We start from the raw sequence: 24819 nt of genomic DNA on the forward strand, positions 1-24819 counted from the left end.
CGATCGGCGATGTGCCCCGCCGGCTCGCAACGGCTAACGCAGTCTAACAATGCATAACGAGCCAATTGCAGTTGTCTGCGTCACTCTCTGCCCATGACGAGCCGACGCGTCGATTTCGAATTCGATCGGCGTCACCGATCAAGCCAGGGAGAGCCAACATGACCACGCAAGCACGAGCCGACATCCTCAACCCCGACCGCCGTCAATTGCTGACCCAGGCCGCGATGACGGCGGTTGCCGCCAGCGTATCGAGCCTGCTGCCGCTGCATCCGGCGAAGGCCGCTGCAAGCGGCGCCGTCCGCCCGTTCCACGTCAGCGTGCCGGAGGAGGATCTGCTCGATCTCCGTCGTCGCCTCGCAGCGACGCGCTGGCCGGATCGTGAGATCGTCGCCGATCGATCGCAGGGCGTGCAGCTGGCGACGGTGCAGCAGCTCGTGCGCCACTGGCAGAACGACTACGACTGGCGCAAGATCGAGGCGCGGCTGAATGCCTTGCCGCAATTCGTCACCGAGATCGACGGCGTCGACATCCACTTCATTCACGTCCGCTCTCGTCACGAGAACGCGCTGCCGATGATCGTCACGCATGGCTGGCCCGGCTCGATCATCGAGCAGATGAAGATCGTCGGCCCGCTCACCGATCCGACCGCGCACGGTGCAAAGGCGGCCGACGCCTTTGATCTCGTCATCCCCTCGCTGCCCGGCCACGGCTTCTCCGGCAAGCCAACGGCACTCGGCTGGGACCCCCAGCGCGTCGCGCGCGCCTGGATCGTGCTGATGAAGCGGCTCGGATACGGCCGCTACGTTGCGCAAGGCGGCGATTGGGGCAATGCCGTGACGGAGCAGATGGCGTTGATCGCGCCGCCGGAACTGCTCGGCATCCACACCAACATGCCTGCCACCGTTCCCGACGATATCGCCAAGGCGCTACAGCCCGGCGGGTCGCGGCCGGCTAATCTCTCGGCCGACGAACGCCATGCCTACGACCAGCTCGACGATTTCTACAAGCACGGACTGGGCTACGCGATCGAGATGTCGAACCGACCCCAGACACTCTATGGCCTCGTGGATTCGCCGGCAGGTCTCGCATCCTGGATGCTCGATCACGATGCGCGCAGCGCTGCCATGATCGCGCGGGTGTTCGACGGCAGGACGGAAGGGTTGTCGCGGGACGATGTGATCGACAACATCACGCTCTATTGGCTCACCAACACTGCAGTGTCGTCGGCGCGGCTCTACTGGGAGAACAAGCTGGTGTTCTTCGAGCCCAAGCACATCAAGATCCCGGTCGCCGTCAGCGTCTTCCCGGACGAGATCTACGCCGCGCCCCGCAGCTGGACCGAGAAGGCCTATCCTAAGCTGATGCACTACAACCGACTCGACAAGGGTGGGCATTTCGCCGCCTGGGAGCAGCCCGCGCTGTTCGCTGCGGAAATGCGCACCGCGTTCCGCCCGCTGCGCCAGTCGATCTGAGAACGAGCAGGGACACGCAATCCCGCACGTCCCCGACCGCCCCGACATCAGGAGTTACAATCATGAACCGTCCCGAACGCAATTTCACGACCGGAGACATTCGTCTGGAACGCCGTCTGCCGTCCTACTGGCGCGTCACCTTCGACATGCCGCCGGTGAACATATTCGGCCCGAAGCATCTTCCGCTACTCGACGACATCGTCACGGCGGTCGAGACCGATCCGGAGGTGAAAGTCGTCGTTTTCGACAGCGCCGTCGCAGGCTTCTTCATCACGCATTACGACTTCCTCGCGCCGCTGGAGGATTCGCTTCGTATCCCGCCCGGACCGACCGGATTGCAGGCGCTGCCCGACGCGCTGGTTCGCCTCAGTCGCGCGCCGGTCGTTTCCATTGCGTCCATCCGGGGCCGCGCCACCGGCGTCGGCAGCGAGCTCGCGCTCGCCAGCGACATGCGCTTTGCCAGTCGCGAGAAGGCGATCCTGTCGCAATGGGAAGTTGGTGCGGGCCTGGTGCCCGGCGGCGGCCCGATGGCGCGGCTGCCGCGCCTGATGGGCCGCGGCCGCGCGCTCGAAGTGCTGCTCGGCGCCGACGACATCCACGGCGATCTCGCCGAGCGCTACGGCTATGTGAACCGGTCGTTGCCCGATGCCGAGCTCGACGGTTTCGTCGAGGCGCTCGCGATGCGCATCGCGTCGTTCGACAAGGACGCCATTGCCGAGACCAAGCGTCTCGTCGACGTCGCGAGCCTGCCGCCGGATGTCGAGATCAAGCCGGAATGGGACGCGTTCCTGGCCGCGCTCGGCCGCCCCGCGAGCCAGACCCGCATCAAGGCGTTGATGGCACGTGGCTTCCACCGCGCCGGCGACTTGGAGAATCGCCTGGGTTTCCACGTCGGCCAGATTGGGGCCTGACGGAACCGCCGCGGCGCTTGGCCGGTTGGAATGGCGACAGGCGGTCGTGCCAATGTCGCTTTCCTCCGGTACGGACGCCGGTGCTGAAAATCAACAAGGAGAATTGAGATGATCCGCAAGGCAACAGCAGTCTGGAAGGGGACCGGTCGCGACGGCACCGGTCAGCTATCGAGCGAATCCGGCGTGCTCGCCGCAACGCCTTATTCGTTCAAGACCCGCTTCGAGAACGAGAAGGGCACCAATCCCGAGGAGTTGATCGCGGCGGCCCATGCCGGCTGCTTCACCATGGCGCTGGCGTTCGGCCTTCAGCTCGCCGGCTTCACGCCGGACGAACTCTCGACGGAGGCCGCCGTCACGCTGGAGCCGGAAGGCAAGGGCTTCAAGATCAGCAAGTCCGCGCTGACCCTGCGCGCCAAGGTGCCGAACCTCGATGACGCAGGCTTCGCCAGGATCGCCGGCGAGGCCGAGAAGAACTGTCCGGTGTCGAAGGTTCTCAACGCCGCGATCACGCTCGATGCCAAATTGACCTAGGCAACACAGGGAGCGGCGCCATGCTTCGTCAAGATCCGTCCCGTCAACATCAGCCGGACGAAGACAGGTTTCGGGCGATACTGCCCGAGGATATCGCATGGCTGCCGTTCCCGGCGTTTCCATCCGGGGCGCGGCTGGCCGTGATCGTCGGTCATCCCAATGAACCCGGACCCTACGTGGTCCGGGTGAAGGTGCCCGGCGGTACCAGACTGATGCCACACAAGCATCCGGAGGACCGCGTCTACACGGTCATGTCGGGTGTGTTCTATATCGGACTCGGCGAGCGTTTCGACGGCGACGATGTCAAGGCCTACCCGCCCGGTAGCGTGATCGTGCTGCCCGGCGAAACCTGGCATTTCCATTGGGCGAAGTCCGGTGAATATGTCACACAGGTCTACGCCATCGGCCCATTGGGCCTCGAATATCACGACGACGATGATGACCCGCGCCTCCATGCAGTTGCCAGGTAGAGCGCCGGGGATATCGGCTGAACGAATGGAGGATCAAATGACGACAGAGCGCGCGGTTCTGGCCGGAGGATGCTTCTGGGGCATGCAGGATCTGATCCGCAAGCAGCCCGGTGTGATTTCGACTCGCGTCGGCTACACCGGCGGAGAGGTCAAGAACGCGACCTATCGCCATCACGAGGGCCACGCCGAGGCGATCGAGATCATCTTCGACCCGGCGAAAACGAGCTACCGAACGATGCTGGAGTTCTTCTTCCAGATCCACGATCCCACCACGCTCAACCGTCAGGGCAACGACTGGGGTACGAGCTATCGCTCGGCGATCTTCACGACGAGCGACGAGCAGAAGCGGATCGCGGAAGACACGATCGCCGATGTCGAGACCTCGCAACTGTGGCCTGGTAAAGTAGTGACCGAGGTCACGCCCGCCGGCGAGTTCTGGGAGGCCGAGCCTGAGCACCAGGATTATCTCGAGCGCTATCCGGACGGCTACACCTGTCACTTCATCCGGCCCGGCTGGAAGCTGCCGCGTCGGGCGGCGGCGGCGGGAGGCTAGATCGCACCGTTACAAATTGCCGGGGAGAGCCCGGCTGGGTCCGGCTTGCGAACCGCTCGCGACGGCGGCCATTTGTTGACGAGGAATGCAAGTGTGCCGGTTGAAGTCATCTCATTGCGCGGAAGAATCGCTCCCGACCGTCACCGGCTCGCGAGCCGAGAACGCCTCGCTGCTCAGCGCACCTCTGTCCGGCAATCGCAGATCACGTCCACGGCCTTCCGGGCAAGCTCCCTCAACTCGGCGCGGCGAGCGCCGGCGCGGGCGCGAATGGCGATGGTATGCATCGTGGCTGAGGCGAGGATTGCAAGCGCAGCGGGATCCGCATCACGCTTCAGTTCGCCCTTGTCCTGGGCAAGGCGGAAGCGGGCCTCGAAATCGGCATCGATCGCGCGGAGTCCCGCCGCTACGCTGTTCCGGATTGCTGCATCCTCTGCCACTTCGGTCACCGCGGTTCCCACCACGAAGCAGCCGCGCGCGGTTCCCTTGCCGGAAAAATAGATCGACAGCGCAGCGTCATAGGCCAGCATCAAGGCTTCGTCCAAGGGAAGGTCCCCGGCGAGGGCCTCACGCGTTGCGGCAAGGCTCATCTCCCAATAGCGCGCGAGCGCTTCGAGATAGAGCGCGTGCTTGTTGCCGAACACGGCGTAGAGGCTCGGTGGACTCATGCCGGTCGCGGCGGCGACCTTGTCCAGTGATGTGCCGGAATAGCCGGTCCGCCAGAACGTCTCCGTGGCCCGCTTGAGGGCCGTCTCTGCATCGTAGGCGGGCGGCCGTCCGCGGCGCGCCGGGCCCGTTTCGCTCTTCTTCCGTGCCATATCGCCAAAATCCTGGTTGCGATGTTTCACACATATATTTGTATGGATCGTTATAAAAATCAATGGCCGCGCACCTTGATCGGCGCACCGGAGTACAATATTTGTAACGATCGTTAGTGAAGAGGATAAGACGAGGGCCTTACGATGCGCTTGAATTTTGCGCCAATCGCCGGCTGGTTGGGCGATCGCAGGAGCTTCCGCGGGAGCGAGGCTGCTGCGCCATTGTTCGGAGCGGACCTTGGCAGGCGGCTGCGCCGGCCCCTGATGCTCGCGCTGCCGACTGCGGCCGCCGTGTTCGGCGCCGTCATGTATCTGGCGCAGGAACAATATGTCTCGACCGACGACGCGTTCCTGCGTTCTGCCAAGGTGACCATCAACGCGCGGGTGTCAGGCCAGGCGGTCGAGATCGCCGTGCGCGATAACGAGCGCGTGCGACGGGGCCAGGTCCTGTTTAGAATCGACCCGGAGCCCTATCAGATTGCAGTCGATCAGGCCGAGGCGCGGCTCGGCAGTGCGCGGCTCCAGATCGCCTCCCTCAAGGCGACCTACCGCCAGCAGCAGGCGGAACTGCAATCGGCGAAGGAATCGGCTTCCTTCGACGAACGTGAGTTCGATCGCAAGAAGATGCTGGTCGCCTCCGACTTTACGCCGCGCGCGGTCTATGAACGGGCCGAGACCGATCTCAAGGTCGCCCGCCATCGCATGGCATCGATCGAGCAGCAGATCGCCAACACGGTCGTCGCGCTTAACGGCGATCCCGATATCGATGCCGATCGTCATCCGACAGTTCGCGCGGCAAGAGCCCAGCTTGACCGTGCGCGGCTCGATCTCTCCTACGCCACGGTGATTGCGCCCGACGACGGTATCGTGACGAAGGTCGACGACTTGCAGATCGGCGGCTTCGTCAACGCGGGGGCGCCGACGTTCTCGCTGATGTCGAGCCGGAACATCTGGATCGAGGCGAATTTTCGCGAGACCGGCTTGACCCACATGCGTCCGGGCCAGGAGGCGACGATCGACGTCGACGCCTATCCGGATCGCAAGTTCAGGGCGCATATCGTCAGTATGAGCCCCGGCACCGGCTCGGACTTCTCGATCCTGCCGCCCGAGAATGCGACCGGAAACTGGGTCAAGGTCGTCCAGCGGCTGCCGGTGCGCCTCGAGCTCGACGATCTCGATCCGACGCGGCCGCTGTTCTCGGGCATCAGCGTGACGGCGCGGGTCGACACCGGCCATCGCCGAAGCTGGCCGCATTTGCTCCAAGGCGCGCTTGCGACGGAGGTCAAATGAGTACGCCCCTCCCATCGACCGCGGCGACCGGCGGTCACCACGCGATCTCCGCGGCGGCGCTCATGGCGACCTACATGCAGGCCGTCAACATCTCGATACCGAACGCGGCGTTGCCGCATATTCAGGCGACGCTCTCGATGGCGAACGACGAGGTCGGCTGGGTGTTCTCCTCGTATATCGCGGCAAGTGCCGTGACCATGTCGGTCACGCAGTGGCTCGCGGGGCGCTATGGCCGCAAGGCGGTCTATCAGGCTGCCCTCGCCATCTTCACGCTCGGTCTTGTCCTCGACACGCTGGCAACGACGTCGATCCAGTTCGTGCTGGCGCGGATCCTCCAGGGCGCGGCGAGCGGGCCGCTCGCGACGCTCTCCTTGGCGATCCTGCTCGAGGTGACGCCACCGGCGCGGCACGCGCGGATGGGCCTGGTGTCCACCGTCTGCTCCCTGCTCGGCATCAGCACCGGCCCCGCCATTGGCGGCTGGCTCAGTGAATATTACGGCTGGCCGTCGATCTTCCATTTCAGCCTGCCGATGACGGCCTTCATCTTCCTGACGATGGCCTTGCTGCTGAGCGAGAAGCGGGTCGAGCGAAGCCAGCCCTTCGACTTCTTTGGCCTCACGACCTTCTCCGTCGGCATGATCGGACTACAGATGCTGCTGGACCGCGGCGAGCGCCTCGAATGGTTCGCATCGACGGAGATATGGGGCGAAGCGATCGCCTCGGTGCTGGGTTTCTATCTCTTCATCGTGCACGTTCTGACGAAGAAGGAACATTTTCTCCGCACGGCGCTATTCAGGGATCGCAATCTCGTCCTCTCGACGGTGATCTCCTTCGCGCTTGGCTTCGTCCTGCTGCCGACATTGGCGTTGACGTCCCCGATGCTGGAGGAGTTGCTCAATTACCCCGTCGACACCACCGGCTACATGACCATTCCGCGCGGCGTGGCGCTGATGGGCGCGCTGGTGCTGACGAGCCTGGTTCCGGGACAGGTCGACTACAGGCCGTTCCTCATGGGTGGAATGACGTTGGTGATCTATGCCAATTGGCTGATGCTCGGCTACTCGCCCGCGATGGATTGGCGGCCGGTCGTCGAAGCCGGTTTCCTCCAGGGCGCAGGTCTCGGCATGTTGTTGCCGGCGCTCGCGAGGGCTGCGTTCGGCACGCTCGATCCGAAGCTCCGGCCGGAGGGCAGCGCGATGATCAACCTGTCGCGCCTCTATGGCAGCACCATCGGCATCGCGGTGGTCCAGCTCTTCTTCTATGCCAACACCCAGGCCGTGCACATAGCGCTTGCCAAACACCTCACGCCTTTCCGTGTCGCGGCGAACGTTGCGGGCCCGATCGGGAAGCCGGCCCTTGTCGCGCTCAACGGAATGGTCACGCGTCAGGCGGCAACGGTCGCGGTCATCGATCAGTTCGAGATCCTGATGTTCGCCATGCTCGTCGTGATCCCGCTCGTATTCTTTCTCCGTAAGCCGCGTCCCGCCGGTTAACGCCGGGGAGTCGTGAATGACATCGCATCGGCAATTTCGATCACTTCGTGCCCCGCTGGTGCCGGGGACGCAGACAAGCAAAGGAGCCTACCATGACGATCTCCGATTCACTTCGCTACACAAAGATTCCCACACGTGGGTCCGGCACGATTCCCGCGGTGGGATTTGGCACGCTCATTCCGGATCCGCTCGTGACCAGGCAGGCCACCAGGGCCGCATTGGAGGCCGGATTTCGACATCTCGATTGTGCCGAGCGCTATCGCAACGAAGCGGCCGTCGGCGATGCGATACAGGACGCGTTCAGGGCGGGCACGCTTCGGCGCCAGGACCTGTTCGTGACGACGAAGCTATGGAACACCAATCATCGGCCGGAGCGGATCAAGCCTGCCTTCGACGCCAGCCGCCGGCGGCTGCAACTCGACGATATCGACTGCTACATCATCCATACGCCCTTCGCCTTTCAGCCCGGTGACGAGCAGGATCCGAGGGACGCGAGCGGCCGCGTCATCTATGATTCAGGCGTAACGTTGGCGGAGACATGGCACGCGCTGGAGCGCCTCGTCGACGAGGGGCACTGCAAGTCGATCGGCCTGTCGGACATTACCCTGGAGAAGCTGCGCGAGATCGTTGCCGTCGCGCGGATCAGGCCGGCCATGGTGCAGGTCGAATCGCATCCGTATCTCCCCGAATGGGAGCTGCTCGAGTTCTGCCGCGAGCATGGAATTGTCCTGCAGGCGTTTGCGGCGCTGGGACACGCCATGGAGCCAAACCTTTTGGCCGACCCGGTGATCACCGCCATCGCGGAGCGCATGCACAAGACGCCGGCCCAGGTTGCCCTGGCATGGGCTGTCCAGCGCGGCACGGCTTTCCTGACGACCTCGACCAATCCCAGGCGCATCCAGGAGAATTTCGATATCTCGACGTTGCCTGAAGACGCTATGCGCCAGATGCGGGACAGGATCACGACGAATGTCCGGTTCAACCCGGTGGTCGAGACCGGCGTGCCCGGATTTATTCCCCGGGCTACTTGAATTGAGCCGAGCAACCGCGACCCCGCGCTCGGGGTCGCTATTCCGGCCCTGGCACCGGAAAGTTTCACGACTTTCCTCCATTTCCCGGTTTCATCTGCGATGAGCTTGCCGAAGTCGCCCGGCGATCCCGCAAGAATCGTTCCGCCCATGTTCGTGGCCTGAGTCCTCAGATCCGGCTCCGCCATCGCGGCATTGATCTCCCGATTGTCGGTCGCGCCGGATAGTCCAGCGTTCGGGCGATGCGGGGCAGGATTGGAAGGATGGTCGCAGCGGCGGCAAAGTGAAGAAATCTCCGTCGTGGCTGTCTCGTGACGCGCCCAGATAATCGTCGCCGGCGGCAGAAACTGTGACTGTTTTTTCGGAGGGATCGGAAGGGACTGATGGACCTTACCCATGGCGAGATCGCCTTTCGCGTCGCTTCACATCAACCGTGAGATGTGCCATTTCAACTCAAGCTTGCGTGAGGCCGCGAATATGGTCGCAAGCGAGAGCTTCGCGCCGGTTGGTTGCTGGCCCGAACGACGGTCTGCTATCCTGGGCGGTCTGGATTTGGGCCGAGAGAAACGGATCGGCCTCGCGCGCACTGAATAAGAACACGGGGCCGATGAAGACGCCGGTGGTGCTACGCAACGAGATACTGTCGTTCGGCCCGTTTCGCGTCACAGCAAGCGAAAGGTTGCTGACGAAGGACGGCGTCGCTGTGGAGCTTGGTGCCCGGGCGTTCGATATTTTGATCGCGCTGCTGTCGCGCCCGGCCGAAATCATCAGCAAGCACGATCTGATGGCGCGAGTCTGGCCGGGCGTCACCGTCGAAGAGGTCAGCCTGCGATTTCACGTCGCCAGCCTGCGCAAGGCTCTCGGTGACGGCAAGGACGGTGTCCGCTACATCACGACGTCGGCGGGACTGGGCTATGGCTTCGTCGCGCCGGTGTTGCGATCGGTCGAGCAGACGCCCCTGCTCAAAGCGTCCGAGCCCGGCTTTCAGCATGCCAACCTGCCGGTCCGCCTGTCTCGGATGATTGATCGGGAGGAGGACCTTGAAAGCCTTTCGGTGTTGGTCGACCGGGAGCGCTTCGTCACCATCGTTGGCTCCGGCGGTGTCGGCAAGACGACCGTCGCGGTCGTGGTCGGGCATCAGTTGATTGATCGCTTCACCGGCGCGGTACTCTTCGTCGATCTCAGCATGCTCAACGATTCCGATCTGGTGGCAACGGTCATCGCTTCGCTGCTTGGACTGTCCGTGCAGTCCCATGACGCAACGTCCAGCCTGGTCGCATATCTGCGCGACAAGCGGATCCTGCTGATACTCGACACCTGCGAGCATCTGATCGAAGCCGTGGCCGTACTTGCTTCACTGATCTTCGCATCCGCGCCGCAGATCCACATCCTGGCAACCAGCCGCGAGACGCTTCAGGCCCAGGGCGAACACGTTTACCGGCTCGAGCCGCTCGCGTGTCCACCAGACGGCGAACTCTCTGCGGAGGTCGTCAAGACTTTTCCGGCTACGCAATTGTTCCTCGATCGCGCGCTGGCGAGCGGCGCGCAGCTCGATTTCAGCGATGCGGAAGCGGCGACCGTCGCTGAGATGTGCCGCAAGCTCGACGGCGTCGCTCTGGCGATCGAGCTTACGGCACGGCGTATCGAGGCCTATGGCGTGCATCAGACGGCGGCACTGCTCGATCAGCGCCTGACGCTCTCATGGAGCGGGTTGCGCGGTGCACCGGCGCGGCAGAAGACCCTCCAGGCGACGCTGGATTGGAGCTATAGATTGCTGTCCGAAATCGAGCGGGTCGTGCTGCGTAGACTCGCCGTCTTTGTCGGAAGCTTCACGATCGACGCGGCACTTTGGGTCGCCACGACCGCGACCGTAGATCGTTCGCTTGTTCTTGGTGCCATCGACGGGCTGGTCGCGAAGTCCATGATCGCGGTTCGCCCTGCCGGAACGCTGATGCGGTATCAGCTTCTGGACACGACGCGGGCCTATGCGCGGCAGAATAACCTCGAAGCGGCCGATTTCGCCGATCTTCACTCTCGCCACGCCAACTACTACCGGCAATGGCTGGAGACGACAGGGCTCAAATGGCCGATCCTTGCTACTGCCGCGGAGCGTGCGCCCCACTTCATTGCGCTCAACAACGTTCGTGCGGGCCTGGAATGGTGTTTTGGCGCCGGCGGCGATGCTGATCTTGGCGTGAGGCTTGCGGCCGCTGCCGCGCCGGTGTTCTGGGCAATGTCGCTGCTTCCCGAATGCCATCGTTGGTCGCTCCGTGCCATCCAGGCCCTTGACGAAACGAGCAGAGGCAGCCTCGAGGAAATGCATCTTCAGGCGGGCCTTGCGACCTCGTTCATGAACGTCGACGGGAAAACCGACGACGCGAAAGAGGCCTTTCACAGGAGCCTCGCTATCGCCGAGGAACTCGGCGATAGCCTTGCGCAAACGGGACTGCTTGGAATATTGCACGTGCTTCACGTGCGCGGCGGAGATTTCAAGACCGCATTTCAATATGCGAAGCAGGCGTCCGCCGTCGCCGCCGGGATCGACGACGCGACGGCAAAGGCGTTTGCCCACAGTTTGCTGGGGAGAGCATTTCTCTTCGAGGGCGATGTCGCCAATGCACGTCTCGAGTTGGAGGCGGCGGTGAGGCATCAGCCAAATCCTGAACAAATCAGTCCGATCTATCTGGCGGCCGATCGGCACTACCGGCCGGGCATCCAGCTCGCGAGAACGCTTTGGTTGCAGGGCTATCCGGCCCAGTCGGTGGAGCGGGTGCACAATACGCTCAAGGAGGTGACCGATCATCCGGTCGCACTGACAGGCGCCTTGACGTTTGCAATCGGGGTATTCTTCTGGACCGGCGACCTCGCGAGTGCCGAAGCGCATATCGACTGGTTCCTGGCCCATGCCGAAGCTCATTCGCTCGGCCCCAATGCTGCGGTTGGACGGGGCTTGCGAGCACAATTGGCCATCTACCAGGGTGATGCAGAAACGGGGGTCGAAACGTTGCGTGGCTCCATGGCGAGAGTGCACGCCGCCCGTCACGGCCTCCTGGTCACGGAGTTCAACATTTCGCTGGCCCGCGGCCTGATGGCCATCGGTCAGTTCACGGAAGCGATGACGTTGATCCAGCAGGCGATCGATCGGGTCGACGCCGCCGGCGACACGTTTTCCAAGCCGGAGCTGTTGCGATTGAGCGGGCGCGTGCATCTTTCGAAGCCGGAGGCCGATGTTGCTGCGGCGGAATCCTGCCTGCTGCAATCACTTGAGTTGAGCCGGCGCCAGGGCACCTTGGCGTGGGAGCTGCGGACCGCCATCGACCTCGCCGAATTGTTCGCCAGCCAAGGGCAACCGCAGCGTGGCCGAATGCTTCTTGAACCCGTGTTCCTGCGCTTTACCGAGGGGTTCGAGACAGCCGATCTCGCGGCCGCCGAGCGACTGCTGGCGAGGTTGCGCTGACGCGGCGTCAGGCTCGCATCTGAGCGATCAGGCCGCGGGCAGCGCGCATGTCGGCGATGTCTGCGCCTTCGGCAAACGCCGCGCAGACATTGTCGAGGACCGCGAGAGCCTCTGCATTCTGGCCAGTCGCCATCATGTAGCGCGCGAGGCTAATCGCACAGCGCAGCTCCCAGAATCTTGCGCCCTGCCGGACGGAAATGTCCATGGCCTCTCGAAAGCGCGCCTCGGCATCCCCGGAATGCCGCGCGCTCCTGAGCATCAACTCACCCTTGATGCGGATCAGCTCCGGCAGATACCAGAGCTCCTGACGGTCGTTGCAGCGGGTCAGGCCGTCCTCGATCACGTCGAGGCCGCGGTCGACCTGGTCGGTCTCCAGAAAGCACGCCGCGAGCTCGCCGAGCAAAGGAAGAAAGCGCGGCAGGAAGCGCGCATCGCCGGCACGATTGAGCTCCTCGCGCAGCAGGGGCAGGCCGGTCGCGACGTCGCCGCGCTTTACGATGACCGCGGCGTTGAAGGCCCGCGCCCACAAGCCCCATAGCCGGATGGCGTGGCGCTCGGTGTGTTCGAGCAGCTCGGTGCCGTGGCGCTCGGCGGCATCGAAATCGCCGGACCAGAAGGCGATCGGGCAGGTGGCTTGGCCCAATACACTGCAGAAGGTCAGGGCATGGCCATTGGCGCGACCTTCCTCGATGTTCCTGGCGGCGAGCGCCTGGGCCTGATCGGCGAAGCCCTGGAGCCACAGGATGCGGGCGCGGAAATATTGCGTGGATAATCGCAGGTCGAGCGGAAAGATCTTCGGTTTCTCCGCCAGCACATGCAGCGACGCATTGACCCGGTCGATGCGCAGCCGTGCCTCGTTCTGGTCCCCGAGATAATGCAGCGCGACGGCCATCAACCGGTCGCCCAGCATGGGATCGGTCTTGTCGGGCGAGTTCGCCGCTGCATTCGCGAAGCGATCGGCGAGCGCGCGGGCCTTGCCGAACTGTCCGTTGTTGAACTGGTCGATGCACAGGCCCCAGAGCGCGCGCAGCCGGAAATCCTTGTCGTCGAGCCTGTCAGCCAGCTCGAGGGTCGTCTCGAGGATCGGCCGCGCCTCGCGCGCGCGGCCCTCGCCATACATCAGCGACCAGCCGAGCGCCGACAGCAGCTGCATGCGGATACGGTCGTGGTCGCCGTTGTCGCCGAGCGCGGCGAGCGCCGTTCTGGTGCGCTCGCGACATTCGGCGAACAGCGAAAGGCGCACCCACAGCGTGACCGCGGCCGCCGTCAGCGCGATGCCGAGCGTCGCATCGCCCTCGGGTCCGAAGGCCCAGTTCAACGCCGCGCGTGCATTGTCCAGCTCGGCGCCATAGATGCTCAGCCATTCCGGGAGCGGCGTCGACGTGTCGGCCTCCGCGCGCGCGAAAAAATCGCGAAAATGCTCGGCGTGGCGGCGCGCGAACTGACTGGTTTCGCCGAGTTCGCTGAGCTTCCCGTGCGCATAGGTGCGCGTGGTGTCGAGCAGACGATAGCGCAGCGTCCGTACGCCGGACGGCGAGATCAGCGACTTGGTGACGAGGCTGTCGATCGCTTCGAGAGTCTCGGATGCGTTGAAGCCGTCACCGGAGGCGACCGCGGCAGCCGCCTCCGGCGCGAAAGGCCCGGCGAAGACCGACAGGCGTCTCAAGGTGGCGCTCTCCGCGGCAGGCAGCAGATCGTAGCTCCAGTCGAGGGCCGCGGCGAGGGTCTGGTGCCGCGGCACGGCGGTGCGCCGCCCCCGCCACTGCAGCGAAAAGCGGCTGTCGAGCAGCGATGCGGTGCCGGCGATGCCGTAGGCATTGACGCGGCCTGCCGCGAGCTCGATCGCCAGCGCGATGCCGTCGAGGCGCCGGCAGATGCTGGCGACGAGCGGCGCCTCTTCCGCGCTGAGCTGGAACGGGCCCGAGCTCTGCGCGATGCGCTCCACGAAGAGCTGAGCCGCGGGGTAGGCAAGGACCGCGGCGGCATCGAGCCCTTCGCGCTCGGGCGGACAATCCAGCGGGAACAGCCGGAATATCCGCTCGCCTTCGCTGCGGAAACTCTCGCGGCTGGTCGCGAGAACACGAAGCTGCGGCGCCTCGCGAACGATGCTCTCGACGAGCGGCGCCAGATTATCCAGCACATGTTCGCAACCGTCGAAGATCAGCAGGGCCGGGCCGGTCTTCAGAAATGTCAGCACGGCCGGCGTCGGATCCTCCGCGCTGATGGTCAGTCCGAGCGCCGAAGCAATGGTGGTCGCGATGTGGCTGGCATCCCGCAGCGGACCGAAGTCGACGAAGAAGACGCGTCCGCCGAAATCCTGGGAACGGCGATGACCGACCGTGACGGCGACCGCGGTCTTGCCGATGCCGCCCGGGCCGACGACGGTCATGAAGCGATGCAGCGAAAGCCCGCTCGATATCTTCTCGACGATCTCCTCCCGTCCGACCATCTTCGAGAGCGGCGCGGGAAGCGAGCGGGGGGGTATGATCTCGGCGAGAGGCTGGGCGGCGGGCGGGGCCGGTTGAGCGAACGAGGCGACGAAGCAATAGCCGCGGCCGGGCACGTTGACGACATAACGGGCCGACTTGCCGGTATCCCCGAGCGCCTTGCGCAGCACCGCGACATGGAAGCGGAGGCTGCCTTCGTCGACATTGACGTCGGCCCAGATGCGCTTGACCAGCTCTCTCTTGTCGACGACTTCACCGGGGCGCTCGGCCAGGAAGATGAGAATATCGAGTGCACGGCCGCCGACATGAAGCGGCGAGCCCTCCTTCTCCAAGAGCCGGGACTTCGGAAACAGTCGAAATGGCCCAAAGGAAATGGCCGAGTCTTCGGTACGATCTGGCACGCGCCATTGCCCCCGCAACGGGAGTCAAAAGGTATTACTTTCTGGTCTATCAGAACGAGGCGTACAGTAAACTGGCCGAAAGCAGTGGGCAGGGCTGACAGCTCTGCGCAGACGGCTTGGGTCCGTGGGCCTCGGGAATATTGCTTTAAAAGGAATGGCTTAGGTCGGCATGACCGTGTCCATGGCGGCGGGAGCTAGTCCGGACGGAGCATTGACGGCGGTGGAAGATTGCTGCGATGGGATGGCTTGGGAGCCGGTCCCGCCTCGACAGTGACCACCGACTTCCGGAATTCGACCATGCCGTCCTTTTCGCGCCGACACTTCGTCCATGCGTTATCGGGCGCAGCGGCCCTTGCCGCCATTCCGCGCAGCGGACAGGCCGCCGATTATCCCTCCCGCCCCATTCGCCTCGTGCATCCGTACGGAGCCGGCGGAGCGGGGGACCAGATCGGGCGTCCCTGGGTCGACAAGATGTCATCGCTGCTCGGGCCGACCTTCATCGACTATATCGGCGGTGCAGGCGGCGCGATCGGGACCGCCGCCGTCGCGCGCGAGGAGCCCGACGGCTATTCGCTGCTGCTCGGCAACGGCAGCACGCAGGTCATCATTCCCCTGACCTCGGCAAATCCCGGCTATTCCGTTGACGATTTCCGCGCGATCTACCGCCTGATCAGCAGTGCGTTGGTTTTCGCCGTTCATCCGTCGCTGCCCGCCGCAAACCTGCGCGAACTGATCGCCTACGCAAAGGCCAATCCGGGAAAGCTGTCCTATGGGACGCCCGGCATCGCCACCGGAAACCATCTGGTCGGAGAATCCTTCAAACAGCAGGCTGGCGCACTGGACATTGTCCATGTGCCTTATCGGGGGATGTCGCAGGCGGCCAACGACCTCGTCAGTGGTCAGATCTCGCTCATCATTGGCGTGATGTCCGTCCAGTTGAAGGAGCTGAGCGAGGCCGGGAAGGTCAGGCTGCTGGCGGTCACCACGGAAAAGCGTTTGAGCGGCGCGCCGGAGATTCCGACCGCCGTCGAATCCGGCATGCCGGATCTTCGCTATGAGGGATGGTTCGGCATCTTTGCACCCAGGCGCACCGACGATGCCATCATCGGCCGGATCGCGCAGGCAACGCGACTGGCCATGTCCGATCCCGCACTGCTCGCGAGCTACCGCGCCCAGGGCCTGGAGCCGGACAGCGATTCAAGCCCGGACAAATTCCAGCGCATCGTCGAGGCGACGACGGCAAGCCTGGCGCCGGTGATCAAATCGATCGGGCTGCGCAAATTGTGAGGTCGCTCACGCATCGACGCGCGATGTCTGGCGCCGCTCCGCGGTGACAATGCGCGCGGACAACGTGACGAGCCCCATCAATGCGGCCAGAAGCCAGAACGCCATCGGCAATCCGCCAATGCGTGCCACGAAGCCGACGCCGGCGGGACCGACGAGGATGCCGGCGTAGCCCGCCGTCGTAATCGCCGCGACGGCGAGCCCCGTGGGCATCACCGTCTGCCTCGCCGCCCGGCGGAACAGCACCGGCACGAGGTTCGATGCGCCGAGGCCGATCAGCATGAAGCCGCCGACGGCGACCGCCGCGACGCCAGCCGTGAGCAGGACCACGAAGCCCGCGATGGCAATGAGGCTGCCCCAGAACAATGTCGCACGGTCGCCGATGCGGGCGACGACGGCGTCGCCGCCGAGCCGTCCGACGGTCATCGCGATCGAGAACACGATATAGCCGATGCCGCCTTGCGCATCCGCGACGAGGCCTGCGCCGATGACGAGCAGCGCACCCCAATCGAGCATCGCGCCTTCGACGAGGAAGGTGATGGCGCCGAGCAGCGCGAGCAGAAGCACGGAGCCGTGCGGCAGCACGAACAGCGGTCCGTCCTGCACCTTCGTGGAACGCAACAGGCGCGGCCAGGCCACCAGCATCGCGATCAGCATCAGGACGGAGCAGATCAGCGTGCAGGCGAGCACGCCAAGTTGCAGCGAAAGCAATACGGTCATCAGCGCGGATCCGGCAAAGCCGCCGATGCTGAACAGCGCGTGGAAGCCGGACATCAGCGGACGTGGCGCTGCGCGCTCCACCTCCACCGCGTGGATGTTCATGGCGACGTCGATGGAGCCGAGCGCGGCGCCGAAGGCGAGGAGCGCCAGCGCCAGCGTCGCGGGCGAGCTCGCGACCGCCAGCACAGGCAGGACCAAAGCGAGACCGAGCCCGCCCGCAATAATGATCGGCCTGGAGCCGTAGCGCGCGCTCAGGACGCCGGTCAAAAGCATTGCGACGACCGAGCCGATGCCGAGGCTGAGCAGGAGCAACCCGAGCACACCGTCATCGACGCCGAGCCGTGTCTTCGCGAACGGCACCAGCGGCGCCCAGCACGCGATGCCGAAGCCCGCGACGAGAAAGGCAAGCCTGGTCGCAAGGCGCGTCGCCGGCCGGTCGGCAGATGACATGGGAACTCCGGAGGAAGCAGGGCAGGGCGATCGACAAACCCCGGGATTGTCGCGCCTTTATGTCCGGGGCGTGCTCGAATTGTCGCAGGCGGCGTTCGACAGCCGCAAGCGGACACGCAGGCCCTTCGGCTCGTTGTCGAGCAGCTGAAGCGTTCCATCATGCGCGGTCACGATCGCCTGCGCGATGGAGAGGCCGAGGCCAAATCCCGATGTCTCGTCCATGGTGCGGGCTTCCTCTCCGCGTACGAAGGGCTCCAGCATCGCGGCCTTCCTTTGATCGGGAATGCCGGGTCCGTCGTCGGCAACGTCGATGACGAGATGATCCCCGGCCGTCAACAGCGCGACGTCGACTTCGGTTCCGAAGCGCGTTGCGTTCTGGACGAGGTTGGTGACCGCGCGGATGATCTCATCCGGGCGCAGGATGAAGGCGGCCCTGTCCGGGCCGGAATAGGTCACGGCAAATCCGGAATCGGAAAATTGCTCGCAGACCATCTGAAGCAGCGCTGCGACGTCCACCAGCGTCGGCTGGACGGGACTTTCACTGCGCAGCAGCGAAAGCACCGATTCGAGCATGGACTGCATCTGGTCGAGGTCGCGTACGGTCTGCGTGCGCTGTGCCGGGTCCTCGATATATTCCGAGCGCAGCCGCAGGCGCGTGATCGGCGTGCGCAGATCGTGGCTGATGGCCGCCAGCATGCGGGTCCGGTCGTTCATCAGCGTGGTGATGCGCTCGCGCATCCGGTTGAGCGCCCTCGCTGCGGACTTGATCTCCTCCGGTCCGTTCTCTGGCAGCGGCGCCGACGACCGGTTCAGGCTGAAGTCCTCCGCCGCCCGCGCGAAAGCCGACAGCGGCGAACTGAGCGCGCGGCCGGCCCAGACGCCGAGCAGCGTCACGCTCGCCACCAGGAACAGTAGCGTGCTGGTCCAGAGACCGCTCACGAATGGCGGCATCTTGAATGATCCGATCGTGGCCTCGAGCACCTCGTCGTTCGCCAGATAGAACCAGATGCGATTGTCCTCCGGCGCGTCGCCCCGAAGGAGATCGGCGCGGCCGTCCAGCGACAGCGGGATGTTCAGGGCCGTCCGCTCGGGCAACGGCGCCGTGGAGGCGGAAACGCCTTCTCTCAATCGGAGCCTGAGCACCGGAAAGCTTCGGCTGATGCTTTCCAGGACGAGACCGCGCTCTGCCTGCGGTGTATTGGCGATGATCCTTGCGATCAGCTCGAACTGCTCGATGGGCGTGTCCGCCAGCGGCTTCGGCCGGCTGAGCAGGAAATACCCGGCGATCAGGACGTGGATCAGGATCAGCGATCCCAGGATCAGGGCTGCGATCTGGCCGCTGATCCGCCTGAAGCTGAACAGCGCGACGGTGTCGGCGATGCGGCTCATGCTTCCTCCACCACCGGGGTGAAGACGTAGCCGCCGGTGCGGACGGTTCTGATCATCGAGGTCCCTTCGGTCCGGTCGAGCTTGCGGCGCAGCCGGCTGACGAGGACGTCGATGCTGCGGCCGAAGCTTCCCCCGGGACGGCCACGCGTCATGCTCAGGAGGTTGTCGCGGGCCAGGATGCGGCCGGCGCGTTCGCAGAAGGCCTGCAGCAGATCGAACTCGGCGCTGGTCAGCGGCACCTGCGCGCCTTCGGGGTTGCGCAAATCCCGCAGGCGCAGATCGATGGTCCAGCCCTCGAATTTGAGGCGCGTCGCCGTGGAGCCGGCGGCCAGCCCGCTCATATGGCGGCGCAGGACGGCGTTGATCCTGGCGAGAAGCTCGCGCGGGTTGAACGGCTTTGGCAGATAATCGTCGGCTCCCATCTCGAGGCCGAGGATCCGGTCGAGATCCTCGCCCTTGGCGGTGAGAATGATGATCGGCGTCATGGACTCCATGCGCACGCGGCGGCAGAGGCTCAAGCCGTCCTCGCCGGGCAGCATCAGGTCGAGCACGATCAGGTCGGCCCGGTTCCGCGAGAGATAGCGGTCCATCTCCTTGCCGTTGGCGACCGTGTCGACCGAGAATTTTTGATCGCGCAGATAGCGCGCGATGAGGTCGCGGGTCTGTTGGTCGTCCTCGACGATCAGGATGTTCTGCGTGCCGCTTGTCATGGTTGCGATCGCATCGGGGTTGCCGATCGTTGATCGATTTGCGGACGAATGTCTCGCCCGAAGAACTACGGTCATGGTGCAATCCTAAGGTCAGTCACGGCTCAGCGCCACCACGGGGTCGAGGAATGCTGCGCGGCGGGCGGGGAAGAACCCGAAGGCGACGCCGATCCCGGTCGAGGTCAGGAACGCCGCGCCGATCGAGAACATCGAATAGCTGACCTCGAATCCCGGCGCGGCGATGTTGATGGCAACGCCGAGCAGGATCGCGATGAGAATGCCGGCGATGCCGCCGATGGACGAGATCAGGGTCGCCTCGACCAGGAATTGCTGGAGAATGTCGCTGCGCCTGGCGCCGACCGCCATGCGCACGCCGATTTCGCTGATCCGCTCAGAGACGGACACCAGCATGATGTTCATGACGCCGATGCCGCCGACGACCAGCGAGATGACCGCGATCGCGGCCACGAGGAAAGCCAGGGTCCGCGTCGTGCTCGTGATGGTGCGGCGGATGTCGTCGGTGTTGAGGATGACGAAATCCCTGACATTGTGCCGCTGCGTCAGCAGCGTGGTGACCGCATCCTGCGCCAGCGCGGTCGAGACCTCGTCGCTGATCCGCAGCAGGACGCTGCGAAGCGCGCGGTCGCCCGTGAACTGGGCCTGCACCGTGGTGTAGGGCAGGTAGACCGAGAGATTCTGGTTCGAGCCGAACCCGCCCTGCTGCTGGGCGATGACGCCCACGATAATGCAGGGGACCTTCCCGAGCCAGATGACGCGTCCGATGCCGGAGGTCTGGTCGTCGGCGAAGAAGGTCTTGCGGGTGTTGTCGTCGATGACGGCCTGCCGCTCGATGTTGCGGACCGCCTCGGTATCGAACAGGCGTCCCTTCGCGAGCTTGGCGCCCTTGACCTGGAAATAGCTCTCGCCGACGCCGTTCACCAGCACATTGGATTCGTTGCCACGGTACCGCACGGTCGTGCTGGTCGAAACCGTCGGCGTCACGCCGGCGATGAAGCTCTGCCGGTCGAGCGCGCGGGCGTCGTCGACGACCAGCGTCTTGATCTTGCCGGCGCGGGCATCGCCGAAATCCTTGCCCGGAAACACCTCGATCGTGTTGGTGCCGAGGCTTGCGATGTCGGACAGCACCTTGCGCTGAGAGGCGTTGCCGAGCGCCACGACGGACGACACCGCCGCGATGCCGATGATGATGCCGAGCATCGTCAGGAAGGCGCGCAGCCGATGCGCGGCCATCGACACCAGCGCCATCCGCGACGCCTCGCGCAGGCGCCGCAAGGCGCCGGACCAGCCTGGCGCACTGTCCCAGCCGGTCCGGGCCACTGGAGCAGGCAGCTGCGATGGCTCCGCGGTCGCCGTGCGGCGGTCTGCCACGATCTTGCCGTCGCGCAGCTCGATGACGCGCTCGGCCCTGGCGGCGACGTCGGCATCGTGGGTGACGATGATGATCGTCCGCCCCTCGCGGTTCAGCTCCTTCAGGATCTTGAGGACTTCCTCGCCGCTGCGCCGGTCGAGCGCGCCGGTCGGTTCGTCCGCCAGGACGACCTCGGCGCCGTTGATCAGCGCCCGCGCGATCGAGACACGCTGCTGCTGGCCGCCCGAAAGCTGGTTCGGGCGGTGACCACGCCGGTCGTTCACCCCGAGCCGTGCGAGAAGCGTCTCTGCGCGCGTGTGGCGCTCTCGGGCCTTCATTCCGGCATAGATCGCGGGGATCTCCACGTTTTCGCCGGCAGAGAGGTCGCCGAGCAGATGATAGCGCTGGAAAATGAAGCCGAAATGCTCGCGGCGCAGCGCTGCAAGCGCATCGGCGTCGAGCTCGGCGACATTCTTGCCGGCGACGCGATAGGTGCCCGATGTCGGCCGATCGAGACAGCCGAGAATGTTGAGCAGCGTCGACTTGCCCGACCCGGACGAGCCGATGATCGCGACCATCTCGCCGGGCTGGATGCTGAGCGAGAAGTCGTCGAGCGCGACCACGCGCGTATCGCCTGCCGTGAATTCGCGCCGGACGTTGTGAAGGGCGATGATCGGATCGGCCATGTCAGGGGCCTCCCGGCGGGCCGCCGCCCGACGTGCCGTGCGAAGCGGTCTGCTCGTTGGCCTCTCCGGTGACGACACGCTCGCCTTCGACGAGGCCGGATTTGATCTCGACGGTGGTGCGATCGTTGAGGCCTGTCTTGACGTCGCGCTCGGCCACGTCGCCCGATGGGCTCAGGGTGCGCACCGTGCTGCGCCCGTCCGACTTCCGCATCACCGCCAGTGCCGGAATGACCTTCACGCGCTTGGCCTCTCCGGTGATGATGTGCACCTCCGCGGTCATGTAGGTCCGCAGCGCATATTCCTTGTTGGGGACGTTGAAGACGCCGATGTAGTAGATCGCGGTGCTGGTCGAGCTCGAGGAGCTCGTGCTCGATGTCGACGTCGTGGTGGTCGAGGAGAAGCTGGCGTCGCTCTTGATCGACTCGGGCGCAGGCTCGATCTGCTCGAGCCTGGCCTCGTAGCGATGGTCCTGGTCGCCGAGGATGGTGAAGTAGAGCGATTGGCCCGGCTTGACCTTGACGATGTCGGCCTCGGAAATCTCTGCCCGCACGGTCATCGTCTCGAGTTGGCCGAGCACGACGATGGTCGGCGCCGACTGGACCGCGTTGACCGTCTGTCCCTCCTGCGCGACGGTTGCGAGCACCGTGCCGTCGATCGGCGCGGTGATGCGGGTGTATTCGAGGTTCACCCGCGCGGTCTCCAGGCTGGCTTCGGCGCCGACGATCAGGGCGTCCAGGGCTGCGATCTGGGCGCGGGTCTGGCGCACCGTCGAATCCGCGCTGTCGAAATCGCTGCGCGATGTCGCACGCTGCGCCAGTGTCGCCTGCTGGCGCGCGAGGTTGGCTTCCGCCAGCGCCAGTGCGGCCTCCTTCTCGTCCTTCTGCGCGCGGTAGTTCTTCAGCGAAGCCTCCGAGCTTCGCAAATCGTTCTGCTTGGTCACGGGGTCGATCTGGGCGATGACGTCGCCGGCCTTGACGGTATCGCCGACGCGCACGTTGAGCGCCGTGATCCGGCCCGACACCTGGGCGCCGACGGCCGTCAATCGTGCCGGCTTGAGCGTGCCGCTGGCGAGCACCTCCTCGCGCAGATCGCTGACGGTGACGGGCGCGGTGATGTAGGACTGCGCCTTGCTCGATGTCCCCGGGAAGCGTGTGGCCGCGACGACACCGGTCGCCACGACGGCAACCACGGCGGCGGCGATCTTCACGCGCTTGGCGGTGATGATATCAGTCACTTGACCGTTTCCCGCATGTGAGGCCCCGTGTTGGCGTCCACGATGATCGGCGTCGACACGTCGACCGGGTCGGCCCAGCCGCCGCCGAGCGCCTTCGCGAGCGAAATGTAGTCCTTGGCGGCCGACACCTTGCTCTGGATCAGCGAATCTTCGGCCGAATAGAGCGAACGTTCGGCATCCAGCACGTCGATGAAGCTGGCACTGCCGGTTTCGTACAGCGATCGCGACAGCCGCGCCGCCTCGCGGTAGTTCGTCGCCGCCTCCGTCAGCTTGGAGGCGCGCACGCGTTCGCGTGACAGCGAGACCAGGGCGTTCTCGACCTCCTCGAGCGCGGTGAGCAGGGTCGAATGGAAGGTGGCGAACGCCTGGTCCCGTTGCGCTTCCGCTATTCGGACCGTAGCCTGGCGCTTGCCGGCATCGAACACCGGCACCGTGACGGAAGGCCCGACCGACCAGCTCACGCTGGAATATTTTGCGAGATCGCCGGCGCGCAGCGCCGAGGTGCCGACCGAGCCGGTCAACGACACCGCCGGGTAGCGGTCGGCCTCGGCCTGGCCGATCTTGGCGGTTGCCTGCGCCAGCTTGCGCTCGGCGCTGGCGACGTCGGGTCGGCTCGTGAGGAGATCGGCGGGCAGTCCGGCGGGCAACGGCATACGCGGTGCCGGCACGGGTGCGGACCGCGCCATCAGCGAGGCGACGCCGTCCGGCGGTCGCCCGAGCAGGATCCCGAGCCGATGAATATCGGCCGCGAGCGCAGCCTGATAGGTCGGAACATTGGCTTCCGTGCTCGCGGCTTGCGCGGTCGCCTTGGCGAGGTCGACGGCGTTGCCGCTGCCGGCATCGTATTTGCCGCGTGTGAGCTTTTCGGTGTCGCGCTGCGAGACCGCGGTCCGCTGCGCCAGCGCGATCCGGGCCTGATAGCCCCGCGCCTCGACGTAATAGGCTGCGACATCGCCGATCAACGTGACCAGGCTGTCGCGCAGATCCTCCTCGGCCGATTCTGCCCCGCGCACCGCCGTTTCGATGCTCCGCTGCGTGCCGCCGAACAGGTCGAGCTCCCAGCTCGAATCGAAGCTCGCCTGGTGCAGCGTGTAAGGCGCGCTGTCGACGAGAACCGAAGAGGAGGCGGCGCTGGTCTTGTTGTTGGTCGTCGAGGCGGTGCCGCTCACGGACGGAAACAGGCCTGCCGTGGTCTGCTGCAGGGTGGCGCGCGCCTCGCGTACGACCGCTTTCGCTTTCGCGACATCAGGGTTGGCTTGAACTGCCTCTTCGATGAGCCGGTTGAGCAGGGGATCGCGCAGGCGGAGCCACCAGCGGTCGAGCCTGCCCGCGTCCCGATGCGAAGCGGTCCCGGTGCTCCAGTGCGAAGGCAGGTCGAGCTTGGGCGGGCCAATATAGTCCGGGCCGACCGCGCAGCCGGCCAGCGCGCCGCCCACCATCAGCGCAACGCAGATTGATCCGGCGCGCGACAGGGCGGCATGCAACGGGTCTGGCGTCGGGTGATGATCCACCTTTGCGGGCGACACGGGGCTTACGACGAACGAATGTGACGGCATCAAATCGGCTGAAATCCAGTGGTCTCGCCAGGGAGCGGCGGCGCTCGCGGCCCGGAGGCCGACCGCGTCGAAGGCGAGGCAGGGCTGATTAGCCGGGCGATCATGGCCTTTCGGCAGACGGATTGTTGCTGGATGTAAACAGATGTTGCCCTGCATCTCGGCCCCCGTGGGCTGCCCGTCGGGCAAAACACCCTGGCACCTCCGGCTTGCGCCGGTGTCAAGCCGCCTGGATAAAAGATTCCACTTTACCGAAATTCGGTTTTGGCGTATGTGTCGCCCATCCCGGCTCATCCTTGAGGGGCGATCTTGTGGTCGTCATGTTCGCGAGCCGGGCTTGCGGTGGACGCGGCAGCGTCGTGCGCGAGGTCAAGGGCAGGGCGGATTGCTCTCCGTGAGCCCAAAAACTTCGTGCGGACGAGCGGCGCTGTCAGGTTCGTCTCGTCTGTAAGTTTCCGGCTCCGTCGACAGGGCTGGAAAAACTGCGGCGAAATGGCGAACCGTGCGTACGGCAAAACCGTGTGGTCCTGGCCGTCGTTGCTACGGTCAAGCTCTTGCG

At 65.0% G+C, this 24819-nt stretch carries 18 protein-coding genes and 1 pseudogene; 10 read left to right on the forward strand and 9 right to left on the reverse strand.

Annotated features, from left to right (window positions below; genetic code table 11):
* Positions 1-158 precede the first annotated feature (158 nt).
* From OC450_RS03910 to msrA, 5 genes are all read left to right on the forward strand, one after another.
* Positions 159-1472 (forward strand): epoxide hydrolase family protein, encoded by a 1314-nt coding sequence (locus tag OC450_RS03910; protein ID WP_262047214.1) that lies wholly within the window; start codon positions 159-161, stop codon positions 1470-1472.
* A 62-nt stretch (positions 1473-1534) separates the two neighbouring features.
* Complete coding sequence (locus OC450_RS03915; protein WP_262047215.1) at positions 1535-2383, forward strand: enoyl-CoA hydratase/isomerase family protein; 849 nt, start codon at positions 1535-1537, stop codon at positions 2381-2383.
* Between the two features lie 108 nt (positions 2384-2491).
* Complete coding sequence (locus tag OC450_RS03920; protein WP_007601290.1) at positions 2492-2914, forward strand: OsmC family protein; 423 nt, start codon at positions 2492-2494, stop codon at positions 2912-2914.
* Between the two features lie 20 nt (positions 2915-2934).
* Positions 2935-3384: a cupin domain-containing protein gene (locus OC450_RS03925; RefSeq protein ID WP_262047216.1), complete on the forward strand. Its 450-nt coding sequence runs from the start codon at positions 2935-2937 to the stop codon at positions 3382-3384.
* A gap of 37 nt (positions 3385-3421) precedes the next feature.
* Positions 3422-3937 carry a peptide-methionine (S)-S-oxide reductase MsrA gene (gene msrA, locus OC450_RS03930; RefSeq protein WP_211384781.1) on the forward strand — a complete coding sequence of 172 codons (516 nt, stop codon included), beginning with the start codon at positions 3422-3424 and terminating at the stop codon, positions 3935-3937.
* A gap of 173 nt (positions 3938-4110) precedes the next feature.
* On the opposite strand, the gene OC450_RS03935 is transcribed toward msrA, so the two are convergent.
* Positions 4111-5079 carry a TetR/AcrR family transcriptional regulator gene (locus tag OC450_RS03935; RefSeq protein ID WP_262047217.1) on the reverse strand — a complete coding sequence of 323 codons (969 nt, stop codon included), beginning with the start codon at positions 5077-5079 and terminating at the stop codon, positions 4111-4113.
* Between OC450_RS03935 and OC450_RS03940 the strand changes: the two genes are divergently transcribed.
* From OC450_RS03940 to OC450_RS03955, 4 genes are all read left to right on the forward strand, one after another.
* Positions 5059-6042, forward strand: coding sequence for an HlyD family secretion protein (locus tag OC450_RS03940; RefSeq protein WP_262047218.1), 984 nt, complete (start codon positions 5059-5061; stop codon positions 6040-6042). The two genes, OC450_RS03935 and OC450_RS03940, sit on opposite strands and share 21 nt — an antisense overlap.
* On the forward strand, positions 6039-7535 hold the full coding sequence (locus OC450_RS03945; protein WP_211384784.1) for an MDR family MFS transporter: 1497 nt from the start codon (positions 6039-6041) through the stop codon (positions 7533-7535). Before OC450_RS03940 ends, OC450_RS03945 begins: the two co-directional genes overlap by 4 nt.
* A 92-nt stretch (positions 7536-7627) precedes the next feature.
* Positions 7628-8566: an aldo/keto reductase gene (locus OC450_RS03950; protein ID WP_262047219.1), complete on the forward strand. Its 939-nt coding sequence runs from the start codon at positions 7628-7630 to the stop codon at positions 8564-8566.
* Positions 8567-9170: 604 nt separating this feature from the next.
* The gene (locus OC450_RS03955; protein WP_262047220.1) at positions 9171-12020 is read left to right on the forward strand and encodes an ATP-binding protein; all 2850 of its coding nucleotides are present in this window, start codon (positions 9171-9173) and stop codon (positions 12018-12020) included.
* 7 nt (positions 12021-12027) lie between these two features.
* On the opposite strand, the gene OC450_RS03960 is transcribed toward OC450_RS03955, so the two are convergent.
* On the reverse strand, positions 12028-14868 hold the full coding sequence (locus OC450_RS03960) for an ATP-binding protein (protein WP_262047221.1): 2841 nt from the start codon (positions 14866-14868) through the stop codon (positions 12028-12030).
* A gap of 297 nt (positions 14869-15165) precedes the next feature.
* Here OC450_RS03960 and OC450_RS03965 point away from each other — a divergent pair, with 297 nt between their 5' ends.
* Positions 15166-16155 (forward strand): Bug family tripartite tricarboxylate transporter substrate binding protein, encoded by a 990-nt coding sequence (locus OC450_RS03965; protein ID WP_211384788.1) that lies wholly within the window; start codon positions 15166-15168, stop codon positions 16153-16155.
* A 6-nt stretch (positions 16156-16161) separates the two neighbouring features.
* Here OC450_RS03965 and OC450_RS03970 read toward each other — a convergent pair whose 3' ends face one another.
* From OC450_RS03970 to OC450_RS04000, 7 genes and pseudogenes are all read right to left on the reverse strand, one after another.
* Positions 16162-17322 carry an MFS transporter gene (locus OC450_RS03970; protein WP_211384789.1) on the reverse strand — a complete coding sequence of 387 codons (1161 nt, stop codon included), beginning with the start codon at positions 17320-17322 and terminating at the stop codon, positions 16162-16164.
* Positions 17323-17379: 57 nt separating this feature from the next.
* A complete protein-coding gene (locus tag OC450_RS03975) occupies positions 17380-18711 on the reverse strand; it encodes an ATP-binding protein (protein WP_256806182.1) in 1332 nt (443 codons plus the stop codon).
* Positions 18708-19421: a response regulator gene (locus OC450_RS03980; RefSeq protein WP_256806183.1), complete on the reverse strand. Its 714-nt coding sequence runs from the start codon at positions 19419-19421 to the stop codon at positions 18708-18710. The genes OC450_RS03975 and OC450_RS03980 overlap by 4 nt, the downstream gene beginning before the upstream one ends.
* Positions 19422-19511: 90 nt before the next feature.
* Positions 19512-21473, reverse strand: a complete 1962-nt coding sequence (locus tag OC450_RS03985) for a MacB family efflux pump subunit (RefSeq protein WP_262047222.1) — start codon at positions 21471-21473, stop codon at positions 19512-19514.
* A gap of 1 nt (position 21474) precedes the next feature.
* Positions 21475-22707, reverse strand: a complete 1233-nt coding sequence (locus OC450_RS03990) for an efflux RND transporter periplasmic adaptor subunit (protein WP_211384793.1) — start codon at positions 22705-22707, stop codon at positions 21475-21477.
* A complete protein-coding gene (locus OC450_RS03995) occupies positions 22704-24263 on the reverse strand; it encodes an efflux transporter outer membrane subunit (RefSeq protein ID WP_211384825.1) in 1560 nt (519 codons plus the stop codon). Before OC450_RS03995 ends, OC450_RS03990 begins: the two co-directional genes overlap by 4 nt.
* Before the next feature lie 287 nt (positions 24264-24550).
* Positions 24551-24819 (reverse strand): annotated as a pseudogene (locus OC450_RS04000) (hypothetical protein); the annotation flags it as partial.

Source organism: Bradyrhizobium sp. Bra78 (genome assembly GCF_024519855.1).
GTDB lineage: Bacteria > Pseudomonadota > Alphaproteobacteria > Rhizobiales > Xanthobacteraceae > Bradyrhizobium > Bradyrhizobium japonicum_G.